The sequence below is a fragment of the Streptomyces sp. SAT1 genome (assembly GCF_001654495.1).
In the GTDB taxonomy this organism is placed as follows: domain Bacteria; phylum Actinomycetota; class Actinomycetes; order Streptomycetales; family Streptomycetaceae; genus Streptomyces; species Streptomyces andamanensis.
Map to the genome: position 1 here is coordinate 1240555 of NZ_CP015849.1, position 12405 is coordinate 1252959.

The 12405-nt window shown below is 75.5% G+C and carries 8 protein-coding genes; 1 reads left to right on the plus strand and 7 read right to left on the minus strand.

Going from position 1 to position 12405, the window contains the following annotated elements:
• Window positions 1–286: 286 nt before the first annotated feature.
• The gene (locus A8713_RS05395; RefSeq protein ID WP_064531727.1) at window positions 287–481 is read right to left on the minus strand and encodes a hypothetical protein; all 195 of its coding nucleotides are present in this window, start codon (window positions 479–481) and stop codon (window positions 287–289) included.
• Between the two features lie 589 nt (window positions 482–1070).
• On the opposite strand from A8713_RS05395, the gene A8713_RS05400 reads away from it, so the two are divergent.
• Window positions 1071–2543: a serine/threonine protein kinase gene (locus tag A8713_RS05400; protein ID WP_064531729.1), complete on the plus strand. Its 1473-nt coding sequence runs from the start codon at window positions 1071–1073 to the stop codon at window positions 2541–2543.
• Window positions 2544–2630: 87 nt separating this feature from the next.
• On the opposite strand, the gene A8713_RS05405 is transcribed toward A8713_RS05400, so the two are convergent.
• The 6 genes from A8713_RS05405 to A8713_RS05430 form a co-directional block, all read right to left on the minus strand.
• Window positions 2631–3449, minus strand: coding sequence for a TrmH family RNA methyltransferase (locus tag A8713_RS05405; RefSeq protein ID WP_064531731.1), 819 nt, complete (start codon window positions 3447–3449; stop codon window positions 2631–2633).
• Window positions 3450–3491: 42 nt separating this feature from the next.
• The gene (gene cobA, locus A8713_RS05410; protein WP_064531733.1) at window positions 3492–4724 is read right to left on the minus strand and encodes a uroporphyrinogen-III C-methyltransferase; all 1233 of its coding nucleotides are present in this window, start codon (window positions 4722–4724) and stop codon (window positions 3492–3494) included.
• Between the two features lie 197 nt (window positions 4725–4921).
• The gene (gene cobT, locus A8713_RS05415) at window positions 4922–8992 is read right to left on the minus strand and encodes a nicotinate-nucleotide--dimethylbenzimidazole phosphoribosyltransferase (RefSeq protein ID WP_064531735.1); all 4071 of its coding nucleotides are present in this window, start codon (window positions 8990–8992) and stop codon (window positions 4922–4924) included.
• Between the two features lie 345 nt (window positions 8993–9337).
• Window positions 9338–10579, minus strand: coding sequence for a precorrin-6y C5,15-methyltransferase (decarboxylating) subunit CbiE (gene cbiE / locus A8713_RS05420; RefSeq protein ID WP_064531736.1), 1242 nt, complete (start codon window positions 10577–10579; stop codon window positions 9338–9340).
• Between the two features lie 125 nt (window positions 10580–10704).
• A complete protein-coding gene (locus A8713_RS05425; RefSeq protein ID WP_026252936.1) occupies window positions 10705–11343 on the minus strand; it encodes a GNAT family N-acetyltransferase in 639 nt (212 codons plus the stop codon).
• Between the two features lie 139 nt (window positions 11344–11482).
• Complete coding sequence (locus tag A8713_RS05430) at window positions 11483–12322, minus strand: MetQ/NlpA family ABC transporter substrate-binding protein (RefSeq protein ID WP_064531739.1); 840 nt, start codon at window positions 12320–12322, stop codon at window positions 11483–11485.
• Between the last annotated feature and the right edge of the window lie 83 nt (window positions 12323–12405).

Consider the following 12405-nt stretch of genomic DNA (forward strand, 5'->3'; position numbering starts at 1 on the left):
GGCGCCGGGCATGGCGTCCGGGTGCGGCGCGCCGGGCGGTGAGCCTACGGGGTGGTGTCGCGGGCGGAGGCCCCGGGCTGGGCGGGAGCCGCGGGCGGTGTCCGAGGGGAGGGTGCGCGAGTGAGGTCTGTGGGTGTGGCCCGTGGGCGGGCGGGGCCGGACACGGCAATGCCGGCGCAGCTCCCCAGCTGCGCCGGCATTCTGCCGTCCGCCGCACCCCCGTCCCCACGGGGTTTCATGGGTGGATGTCCCCGCCCGGACCGCTCTTCCGGGCCTGGGGCGCCGCTCAGCGCCCCAGCATCACTCCCACGGACGACGCCTGTGTGGCCACGGTGTCCCACCCGTCGAAGACGAGCAGGAGCAGGGCCGCCAGGGGAAGGGCCATCACGGTCGCCACCAGCGGGTGGCGACGGCCTGTGCGGCGGGGGCGCGTGAGGCGTCCCGGGACGCGGAACGCGGTCCGCGGTGCCGTGTGGGCCATGGTCCCTCTCCTGACCGTCTCGGTTGTCATCGGCAGCGGCGGGTGTCTGACCTCGGGGGACGAGTGCTGCACCCGCCGCTTGACCTCAAATCTAGGGGCGGGGCGGACGCAGGGCGTCATGCCCTCGTACCGATTGGCGGGCCTCCCGGAGGATGAGCCGTGCCCGGGGGCGTACTCCCCTGGGTGGAGACGTCCTCCTCCGTCTCCGGGTCATCCCGGAGAGGGTGCCCGGACTGCCCGGCATTTCCGGACACGGGCGGTGACATCGCTCACTTCCGGGTGGGGCCGGTCCCCCGCGTCCGCCCGCCGTCCGACCGCCCGCCACGGCGCCGTCCGCTCGCTCCCGGCCGTCTTCGGCGCGGCCCCGGCCCGGACCGGCGGGCGGCCTCCGGGATCTCCAACCCCCCTGTCGGCACGGGCGGTTGGGATCTTGCCCGCGGGCCGGGCCGACGGGCAGGCCGTGCGCTGACCGCCCCTCAACTCTCGCGCACGGCAGTGACAATCGATCGGGTCGAGAGGGCGCGGCCTCTGCGCGCGAGCGGTCCCGGAAACGTAAGCTGTGGCTCGTCACAGGGACCGGGCAGCGGGGATGAACATGGCGATGATGCGCCTGAGGCGCGAGGACCCGCGCGTCGTCGGCTCGTTCAGGCTTCACCGACGGCTCGGCGCGGGCGGGATGGGCGTGGTCTATCTCGGCTCCGACCGGAAGGGCCAGCGGGTCGCGCTGAAGGTCATCCGGCCGGATCTGGCGGAGGACCAGGAGTTCCGCTCCCGGTTCGCGCGCGAGGTCTCGGCGGCCCGGCGGATCCGGGGCGGCTGCACCGCCCGGCTGGTGGCCGCGGACCTGGAGGCGGACCGGCCGTGGTTCGCCACGCAGTACGTGCCCGGCCCCTCCCTGCACGACAAGGTGGCCGACGAGGGCGCGCTGGGCGCCGCCGAGGCGGCCGCGGTCGGGGCCGCCCTGTCGGAGGGTCTTGTCGCGGTCCACGAGGCCGGTGTGGTGCACCGGGACCTGAAGCCCTCCAACATCCTGCTGTCGCCCAAGGGCCCGCGGATCATCGACTTCGGCATCGCCTGGGCGACCGGCGCCTCGACGCTCACCCATGTGGGCACGGCGGTCGGCTCCCCCGGCTTCCTCGCCCCGGAGCAGGTGCGCGGCGCCGCCGTCACCCCGGCGACCGACGTGTTCTCGCTGGGCGCGACGCTGGCGTACGCGTCGACGGGCGACTCGCCGTTCGGGCACGGCAGCTCCGAGGTGATGCTGTACCGCGTGGTGCACGAGGAGCCACATCTCCAGGGGGTGCCCGACGCGCTGGCCCCGCTCGTGCGGGCGTGCCTGGCCAAGGATCCCGAGGACCGGCCCAGCACGCTCCAACTGTCGCTGCGGCTCAAGGAGATCGCCGCCCGCGAGGCGCAGGGCCTGGGCGAGCCGCGGCCGCCGTCGCCGCGCGCCGCCGAGGCGGACCGGCCCACCGGCCGGATGGCCGACACCTACCCGGACCAGCAGCGCGCCACCTACCCGGAGCAGCAGCGCGCCGCCCGTCCCGAGGGCCAGCGGTCGCCGTACTCAGAGCAGCGGCGCGGCGGGGCGGCCGAGCAGCAGCGCGGCGGGCATCCCGAGGCGCGCGGGCAGCGGCGGCAGCAGGCTGCCGCGCCCCGGACGCCCGCGCCGCGCGGCGGCGCCCCGGCCGGGCGGGGCGGCGCTCCCCGGGACGGGGGCGGGCCGCGGGCCACCGGCGCGTCGTCCCGGGCGGGCGGACGGCCGGTCCCGGCGTCCAGGGGCGGGTCCCGGCCCGGCAGCGGCAACCGTCCCGCCACCCGCGGCGGTCCCGGCCGGCCGCGCCCGCGCGGCACGTCCACCGGTCTGCGCCCGGCCAACCCGCGGCTGCTGCGGCAGCGGCTGTTCGTGTTCGTGGTGGTGACGCTGCTGGTCGCGCTCGGTATCGCGGCGGCCCAGGGCTGCCAGGGGCCGTCCCGGGGGCTCGGCGTCGAGCAGGGCGGCGTACGGGTGGAGCAGCAGCACGGGCAGGCGGCGGAGACCGCCTCCGCACCGGGCCACTGACCCGTCTCCGCACCGGGCCGCCCGCCCCGGCGGGCACGCGTCTCACGCGCGGGCCGCGGCTCCGTACGGGCTACGCCTACGGGCGGGCTACGCCTCCGGGCGGCCGGCCGTGACGGCGTAGAAGGCGACGGCCGCCGCCGCGCCGACGTTCAGGGAGTCCACGCCGTGGGACATCGGGATACGGACCCAGGTGTCGGCGGCGGCCAGGGCGCGGCGGGAGAGGCCGTCGCCCTCCGCCCCGAGCATCAGCGCGACCCGTTCCATCCGGTGCGGGGCCGTCTCGTCCAGGGAGCGGGCCTGCGCGTCGGGGGTGAGCGCGAGCAGGGCGAAGCCGGCCTCGCGGACCGCGTCAAGACCCTGCGGCCAGGTGTCGAGGCGGGCGTACGGCACGGAGAAGACGGCGCCCATCGAGACCTTGACGCTGCGGCGGTAGAGCGGGTCGGCGCAGTCGGGTGAGAGCAGCACCGCGTCCATGCCGAGGGCGGCGGCCGAGCGGAAGATCGCGCCGATGTTGGTGTGGTCGTTGACCGCCTCCATGACCGCGACCCGGCGGGCGGTGGCCAGGAGGTCGGCGGCGGCGGGCAGCGGCTTGCGCCGCATGGACGCCAGCGCGCCCCGGTGCACGTGGTAGCCGGTGACCTCTTCGGCCAGGTCGGGGGCGACCACGTAGACGGGCGCGTCGAGCGTGTCGAGGACGTCGCGCATGGCGTCGGCCCACTTGGCGGACAGCAGCATCGAGCGCATCTCGTACCCGGCGTCGGCGGCCCGGCGGATGACCTTCTCGCCCTCGGCGATGAACAGGCCCTCGGCGGGTTCGCGCCGGCGGCGCAGTTCCACGTCGGTCAGGCCGGTGTAGTCGTGCAGGCGGGGGTCGGCGGGGTCGTCGACGGTGATGAGTTCGGCCACGGGGAGCTGCTGCCTTGTCCTGGTGCGGTGGGAGGGGTGCCGTCAGGCGGCGGGGGCGGGGCCGACCGTGACGACCGGGCCGACGACGATGACGGCCGGCGGGCGGACATCCTGGGCGCGTACGGTCTCGGCGACGGTCGCGAGGGTCGCGTCGACGCGGCGCTGGGCGGCGGTGGTGCCCTCCTGGACGAGGGCGACCGGGGTGTCGGCGGACTTGCCGTGGGCCACCAGGGTCTCGGCGATCCTGCCTATCTTGTCGACGCCCATCAGGATCACGAGGGTGCCGGTGAGCTTCGCCAGGCTGGCCCAGTCGACCAGGGAGCGCGGGTCGTCGGGGGCCACGTGCCCGCTGACGACGGTGAACTCGTGGGCGACGCCGCGGTGCGTGACGGGAATGCCGGCCGCGCCCGGCACCGAGACGGAACTGGAGATGCCCGGCACCACCGTGCACGGGATCCCCGCCTCGGTGAGCGCGATGACCTCCTCCATGCCCCGGCCGAAGACGTACGGGTCGCCGCCCTTGAGCCGCACCACCGACTTGCCCTGCTTGGCGTGCTCGACCAGCGCGTTGTTGATGGCCTCCTGGGCCATGGAACGGCCGTAGGGGATCTTCGCGGCGTCGATCACCTCGACGTGCGGCGGGAGTTCGGCCAGCAGGTCGCGCGGTCCGAGCCGGTCGGCGATGACGACGTCCGCCTCGGCGAGCAGCCGGCGCCCACGCACCGTGATCAGGTCCGGGTCGCCGGGGCCGCCGCCGACCAGGGCGACGCCGGGGGTGCGGGTGCGGTGGTGCGGGGCGACCAGGGTGCCGTCGCGCAGTCCCTCGACGACGGCGTCGCGGACGGCGGCGGTGTGCCGGGGGTCGCGTCCGCTGGCCCGGGTGGTGAGCACGGCCACGGTGACGCCCTCGCTGTGGCCGGTGGCCGGGGTCCAGGCGGTCGCCGCGTCGGCGTCGTCCGCGCGCACGCACCACACGCGTGCCCGTTCGGCCTCGGCGGAGGCCCGGGTGTTGGCGTCGTGGTCACTGGTGGCGATCAGCGCGTACCAGGCGTCGGCGAGGTCGCCGTCCTGGTACGGGCGCCGCAGCCAGGAGATCTCACCGGCGTCCGCCATCGCTTCGACGGAGGCCGTGGCCGCTGGCGAGACCAGGACGAGGTCCGCGCCGGCCGCGATGAGGGCCGGCAGCCGGCGCTGGGCGACCTGGCCGCCGCCGAGGACGACCACGCGGCGGCCGGACAGGCGGAGTCCTACGGGGTAGGCGGGGTGTTCGGCCATGGTGGTGCGGCTCCTCGTCCGGACGGCGGTCGCGGCGGCGGTGGGCGACGTGGGGATGCGGTCGAAGCGGTGCGACGGTGACGGGCGCTACGGCTTCGGAGCGGCCCTGACGTGCGGATTTTAACCGTGGGTTCAGGGTACGGCGGGGCCGGGGGGTACGCGGGGAGCGCGTACCCGCCCGGCTCAGGACACCCGGGTCACTTCTCGGTGACGCCCGCCGAGTCGAACGTCGCCACCTCGTGCATCGCCCGCGCCGTGCTCTGCACCAGCGGCAGCGCGAGCAGCGCGCCCGTGCCCTCGCCCAGGCGCAGGTCCAGGTCGACCAGGGGGCGCAGACCGAGCTTGTTGAGGGCGGCGACATGGCCCGGTTCGGCGCTGCGGTGCCCGGCGATGCAGGCGGCCAGCACCTCCGGGGCGATGGCGCGGGCCACCAGGGCGGCGGCACCCGCGCTGACCCCGTCCAGGATCACCGGCGTACGCAGCGACGCGCCGCCCAGGAGCAGACCGACGATGGCCGCGTGCTCGAAGCCGCCGATCGCGGCGAGCACGCCGATCGGGTCGGCCGGGTCGGGCCGGTGCACGTCGAGGGCGCGGCGGACCACCTCGGTCTTGTGGGCCAGCGTCTCGTCGTTGATGCCGGTGCCCCGGCCGGTGACCTCGGCGGGGTCGACGCCGGTGTAGACCGAGATGAGGGCGGCGGAGGCGGTGGTGTTGGCGATGCCCATCTCGCCGGTGAGCAGCGCCTTGTTGCCGGCCGCCACCAGGTCGCGGGCGGTCTCGATGCCGACCTCGATGGCCTTCTTGGCCTCCTCGCGGGTCATGGCGGGCCCGGTGGTCATGTCGGACGTGCCCGCGCGCACCTTGCGGGGCAGCAGGCCCGGGGTGGCCGGGAGGTCGGCGGCGACGCCCACGTCGACCACGCAGACCTCGGCGCCCACCTGGTTGGCGAAGGCGTTGCAGACCGCTCCCCCGCCGAGGAAGTTCGCCACCATCTGGGCGGTGACCTCCTGCGGCCAGGGCGTGACGCCCTGGGCGTGCACCCCGTGGTCACCGGCGAAGACGGCGACGGCAGCGGGCTCCGGGATCGGCGGCGGGCACTGCCGGGACAGGCCGGACAGCTGGGCCGAGATGATCTCCAGCATGCCGAGCGCGCCGGCCGGCTTGGTCATGCGCTTCTGCCGCTCCCAGGCCTCGCCGAGCGCCTTGGCGTCCAGCGGCCGGATCTGCGCGACGGTCTCGGCGAGCAGGTCGTGCGGGTCCTCTCCGGGCAGCGCGCGCCGCCCGTACGTCTCCTCGTGCACCACCCAGGACAGCGGGCGCCGCTTGGACCAGCCGGCCTGCATCAGCTCGGGCTCGTCCGGGAACTCGTCGACGTACCCGACGCACAGGTAGGCGATGACCTCCAGGTGCTCGGGCAGGCCGAGGGTGCGGACCATCTCCCGCTCGTCGAAGAAGCTGACCCAGCCGACGCCCAGGCCCTCGGCGCGGGCGGCGAGCCACAGGTTCTCCACGGCGAGCGCGGCGGAGTACGGCGCCATCTGCGGCTGGGTGTGGCGGCCCAGGGTGTGCCGGCCGCCGCGGGTGGGGTCGGCGGTGACGACGATGTTCACCGGGGTGTCGAGGATGGCCTCGATCTTCAGTTCCTTGAACTGCTTGGCGCGGCCCTTGGGCAGCGACTTGGCGTACGCCTCGCGCTGCCGCTCGGCCAGTTCGTGCATCGCCCGGCGGGTGTCGGCGGAGCGGATGACGACGAAGTCCCAGGGCTGGGAGTGGCCGACGCTGGGCGCGGTGTGGGCCGCCTCCAGGACCCGGAGCAGCACCTCGTGCGGGATGGGGTCGTCGCGGAAGCCGTTGCGGATGTCGCGGCGTTCGCGCATCACCTTGAGCACGGCCTCGCGCTCGGCGTCGTCGTAGCCGGGCGCGGCCGGTCCCACGTGCCGGGGGGCCTCCGCCTCGGGGGCGGGGGCGGCCCCGTCCTCCGGCTGTCCCTCGGGGGCCTCGGGGTCCTCGGCAGTCTCGGCGGCCCGGTGCTCGTGCTCCTCGTGTTCTTCCTGGCCGGCGCCCCGGGTGTCCAGGTCGTCCGCCTGCTGGACCACGTCGGGGTCGGGCTCGGCGGGGGCGGCGGTCGCGGCGGTGGCCACGGGCTCGGTGTCACCGGAACGGGGCGCCGGGACTGCCACCACGGGTTCCTGCGGGGCCTCGGCGACCGGCTGCGGGACCGGGACCGGGTCCGTGACCGGGGACGGGCCCGTGACCGGGGACGGCTGCGCCGCAGCGGGCGCTTCCTCCTCCGGTGCGGCGGCGGGGGGCTGTTCGGCGTGGGGGGTTGCCGATACGGACCCGGGCTCGCCGGTGGGCGGGACCGTGACATCCGGGGCCTGGGCCGCTGCGGTGGGGGCGGCGTCGGGGTCCGGGGCCTGGGTGGGTTCCGGGGCCTGGGAGGCTTCCGGTGCCTGAGGCACTGCCTGGGCCTCAGCCACGGCGGGCACCTCGGGGGTGACCGGCTCGGTGACGGCCTCGGGGTCCGGGGCCTCGGCGACCGGGGCGGCCTGGGCCTGGTCCGGTCCGGCGGCGGGCGCGACGGCGGAGGCGTCGGCCGGGGCCTGGGGCTGGGTGGTCTCCTCGGGGGCGGGGACCGGCTGCGGGGGCCCGTCGACGGCTTCGGGCACCTGGGTGCCCTCAGGCGCCTCGGCTGCCTCGGGGATCTGGCTCTCCGGGTTCTGGGTGGCGGTCCCGGCTTCCGGGTTCTGGGTGGCGGTCCCGGCGGGCTGCGGGGCGGGGGCCGTGACCGGCTGCTCCTGCTCTGCCGTCTGCTCGGCGGACACCTCGGGAGCACCGGGGTGCGGTACCTGCGGGGGCACGGCCTCGGCCTCGACAGGAGCGGCCGGGGCCTGCGCCGGTGCCGGTGCGGGCTCGACGGCCTGCTCGGGCTCCGGGGCCGCCTCGGCGGGGGCAGGCTGATCCGGGGCGGGCGCCTGCTCGGGCGCGGTGACCGGCTCTGCGGCGGCCACCGGCGCAGGGGCGGGGGCCGGGGCGTCCACGTGCTGGCCGGGAGCGGCTGCGGCGGCCTGCTCGGGTACGGCGGTCTCGTCGGCCACCGGCTGCTCGGCGGCCACCGGCTGCTCGGCGGCCTCCGGGACTCCGGTCGCCGTTCCGGGCGCGGGCGCGCTGTCCGCCACCGGAGCGGCGGGCGCGGCCGGCTGGGCCTCGGCCGGCTGCTGAGGCTGCGCCGCCTCCTCGGTCCCGGCGGGCTCGGGGGCCTGACCGGCCGCCCGGACCTGTGCGTCCGGGGTGACGGGGTCCGTCCCGGCGGGGACGGCGACGGCCTCCTGCGCCGGTACACCCTCGGCGGCGGTGTCCTCGGCGGTCCCGGCCGACCCCACTTCGGGCACGGGCACGGGCGCGACCTGATCGGCGGACGGTACGGGCTCGGACTCGCCCTCGGGCGCCGGTTCCGCTGCGGGACCCGGTGCGACGGCGGCGGCCTCGGACGCGAGCTCAGCCGCTGCCTCGTGCCGGTCGTCGTGTCCGTGCTGTTCCGGCTCCCGCGTCTCGGGGGCGTGCCCCGCCTCCGTGGCGGCGTCCGGGGCCGGGGCCGGTGCGCCCGCCTGGGCGGTGAGCCGGGCGACGGCCGCCTGGGCCGGGCCGACCGGCTCGGCGTCCGGAGCGACCGCGTCCCCGGCCGCGGGCTCCGCGGGCGCCTGCGGTGCAGCGGGAGCAGCAGCGGGCGCCGCCGGGGCGCCCCAGGGGGCGGCGCCCTGCGGGGCGCCGTGCAGGCTCACAACGGGGGCCGGAGCCGCCTGCGCCGCGTCGAGGTACTCGGGCCCCGGGACGGTGGAGGCCGAGCCGGGCTGCCGGACCGGCGCGTCGGCCGGGCCGCGGTCGGCCAGCGAGCGCACCGGGCTGGTGGAGGCGTCGGGGGTCGGCGGGCCGAGGTGCAGCGGCCGGCGCGGGGCCGGTGCCGGGGCGGCCGGCTGGGCCGTCTGGGGGTCGGGGTGCAGGACGCCGCTCAGGTCGACCGAGCCGCTGTCGCGGCCGGACGTCTCGTGCGGGCCCGGCTGGTGGACGGCCTCGACGACCGGTTCCGGGGCGGGCGGGGGCACTTCGTTGCCCCACGCGCCCTGGGAGCCCGGCAGCAGCAGGTCTTCGTCCTCGGCGGGAGACTCGGAGAGGTAGGTGTACGCGCCGTGTGCGGGGACGCCCGGCTGCTCCACCATGCCTGCGCTCTCCGGCAGTCCCTCGCCCGGGACCTGGCCGGTGTCGGTCATGCGTACCCCTCGCCCATCGGTTAGTGCTCCTACGACCAGCTCACCGGGAACGGCGCACCGACCGCCCCCCAGTGAAGAACGAGCGTCCGTGCCCGGCGGCACGAACGACCCACCCAAAAAAGGCGACAAAGCCATTGAGTGGCATTGTCGCGGTCGTCCGCCCGCCGTGACAGCGTCTTCCGCCATGGCCCGCTGTGGACTGCGCCACGTTGCGCGTCCTCCGGTTGTGCCGTACCGCACCCCCCGCACAACGGGTGGGTTTTCCGGACATTGAGAACGAAGCTCCGGAGCCCCCAGTGCGGTACAACGATCGGCCAGCCTACCGCGCGCGGTCCGACAATCCGATCACGGGGCGTGGTCCGCGACCCCGCTGAGCAGGAACGCGACGCTCCGCTCCGTCTCCGTCCAGGCGCGGGTGTCGAGTTCGACGGCCTGGAGCAGGGCGCACTCGACCTGGTACCCGTGCTCGGTCAGGCCGCGGCCGACGCGTTCGGCCGTGTCGCGGTTGGCGGCGTGCGCGACGATGCGCTGCGGGCGCCGGTCGGCGGCCGCGTCGACGACGGCCGCTCCCCCGCCGCCGACCCGTACGACGTCCGGTTCGGGCAGGTTCTCCAGGACGTGCGGGGCGGTGCCGAGGACCACCTGCACCTGGACGCCGAAGCGGCGGGCGGCGGCCTCGGTGCGGGCGCAGGCGTCCGGATCGCGGTCGACGGCGATGACGGCGGCGCCGGCGCGCGCGGCCTCGGTGGCGAACGCGCCGCTGCCGCAGCCGATGTCCCACACGAGGTCGCCGACGCGCGGGCCGAGCCGGGCCAGTTGCGCGGCGCGCAGCAGCTCGGTCTCGCCCTCGCCGAGGGGTCCGTCGTAGGCGTCGGCGGGCCGGGTCCAGCCGCGCACCGGGTCGGCCGGGTCGCGTCCGGCGATCCAGCCGCCGTCCCCGGCGCCGGTGCGGCCCCCGTTGCCGCCGTTGCCGCCGATTCCGCCGATTCCGCCGATGACAATGACGACGTTCGGGTCGCGCCAGGTGTGGTCGGCGGCCTTGTCGGAGGTGACGACGGTGACCTGTTCGCGCGCGGTGCCCAGTTCCTCGCAGATGACGAAGGTGCGGTGCACCCCGTCGAGAAGCAGGCCCAGTTCGGCGGGACCGGCGCCGGGTGCGGTCAGTACGGCGACCTTGGTGTGGGCACGGCATACGTTCACCGCGCGGCGCAGGGTGCGTTTGTGGGCGACGACCACCTGGGCGTCGTCCCAGGGCATGCCGGCGCGGGCGAAGGCGGCGGCCACCGAGGAGACGGCGGGGGCGACCTCGACCTCCAGGCCGAACTCGGGGTCGCGCAGCGTGCGGACGACGCCGAAGAAGCCGGGGTCGCCGTCGGCGAGGACGACGGCGGTGCCGCGGTGCCCGGCGATGCGGCGGGCGGCCAGGGCGACGCTGCCGAGGCGGATGCGCTCGGCGGCGGGGGGTACTTCAGGGAGCGCCAGGTGGTGCGCCGCGCCCGCCACGAGGGTGGCGGCGCCGAGCGCGCCGCGCGCCGCCTCGGTCAGCGGCGTACCGTCCCAGCCGATCACCGTGACCCGGTCGGCCATCGTTGTCAGTCTCCAGGGGGTGAAGCGGGTCGTCACGGGCGACGCCCGTGTGCGGGCTCCGTGAGGTTACCTGGTGCGGCGCCGGGACCGCGCGGTGGGCGGCGGGGCGGTGCGGCGCGGCCGGGTCAGTTCCAGTCCGGGAACGACGTGAAACCGCTGCTGTCGGCGAGTTCCTCGTCGGTGCCGTCCAGGTCCTCCGGCAGCAGGCTCCACACGATGAAGTCGGTGCGTACGTCGGTCCAGGTGCCGTCCTGGGTGCGCAGGTGGGCTATGCAGGCGTTGCGCAGCACGCCCTCGCTGATACAGCCGATCTTCTGGGCGACCTGCTGGGAGGCGGTGTTGTCGGCGGCGGTGCGCAGTTCGATGCGTTCGAACTTCTGGTCGCCGAAGAGCCACTGGGCGGTGGCCAGGGCGGCTTCGGAGGCGTAGCCCTCGCCGCGCGCCCAGGGGGCGATGATGTACGAGAGTTCGGTGGCGCGGACGTGCCAGTCGGTCTTGGCCAGCTGGACGACGCCGACCAGGCGCTGGGTGAGGAACTCGGTGACCGCGAGGTCGAGCCCGCGGCCCGCGGTGCGTTCGGCGGGGGCGTAGCGGCCGATCCAGTGGCGGGCGGACGCCTCGGTGAAGGGCTGGGGGATGTCGGTCCAGGCCGCGACCTGTTCGTCGTTCATCATCGCGGCCAGCGCGGGGACGTCGTCCTCGTCGAGGGGGCGCAGCACCAACCGCTCCGTGCTGATGGAGATGTTGGGGAAGGTGCTAGTCATGGCGCCGCTCCGTAACCTTCGGAAATACCGTCAGGGCCTGCTGAACTGCCCAGCATGCAGCATCGGCGCCCCCGGACGCACCACGGGGTCCGCCCCCTGTGCGGAAAGCGGACCCCGGGTGCGACGGTGCCGGGACGGATCAGAACGCCGGGACGACGGCGCCGTCGTACTTGTCCTCGATGAACTTCTTGACCTCGGGCGAGGTGAGAAGCTTGGCGAGCTTCTTGACCCGCGGGTCGTCCTCGTTGCCCTTCTTCACGGCGAGGAAGTTGGCGTACGGGTTGCCCTTGGCGGACTCGGCGGCCAGCGCGTCCTTGGCCGGGCTGAGCTTGGCCTCCAGGGCGTAGTTGCCGTTGATCACCGCGGCGTCCACGTCGCCGAGGGAGCGGGGCAGCTGGGCCGCCTCCAGCTCCTTGAACTTCAGGCCCTTGGGGTTGTCGGTGACGTCCTTGGGGGTCGCCTCGTACCCGGCGCCCGCCTTCAGCTTGAGCAGGCCGTTGGCCTCCAGGAGCTTGAGCGCGCGGGCCTCGTTGGTGGTGTCGTTGGGCAGCGCGATGCTGGCGCCCTGCTTGAGGTCCGTGAGCTTCTTATAGGTCTTGGAGTAGACGCCGAGCGGTTCCAGGTGCACGGTGCCGCCGGGGACCGGGACGACGTCGGTGCCGTTCTTCTTGTTGAAGTCGTCGAGGTACGGCTTGTGCTGGAAGTAGTTGGCGTCGACCTGGCCCTGCTGGACGGCGGTGTTGGGGGTCACGTAGTCCGTGAACTCCTTGACCTCCAGCTTGAGGCCGGCCTTCTGCGCGAGGTGGTCCTTGACGTAGGTGAGGATCTCGCCCTGCGGGGTGGGCGTGGCGGCGACGGTCAGCGTGGCGTTCGCGTCGCTCTTGCCCGAGTCGGAGTCGGAGCCTCCGCAGGCGGTGAGCCCGAGGGTGAGGGCTCCGGCGGCCAGGACGGCAGAGGTGATCTTGGCGGTGTTACGCACGAAAAGTGCCTTTCCTTGGGTGGTGCGGCCCCGTAGGGGGTGAACGGGGAGTCCGGGTACGAGTACGGGGGCAGGGGCGGGGG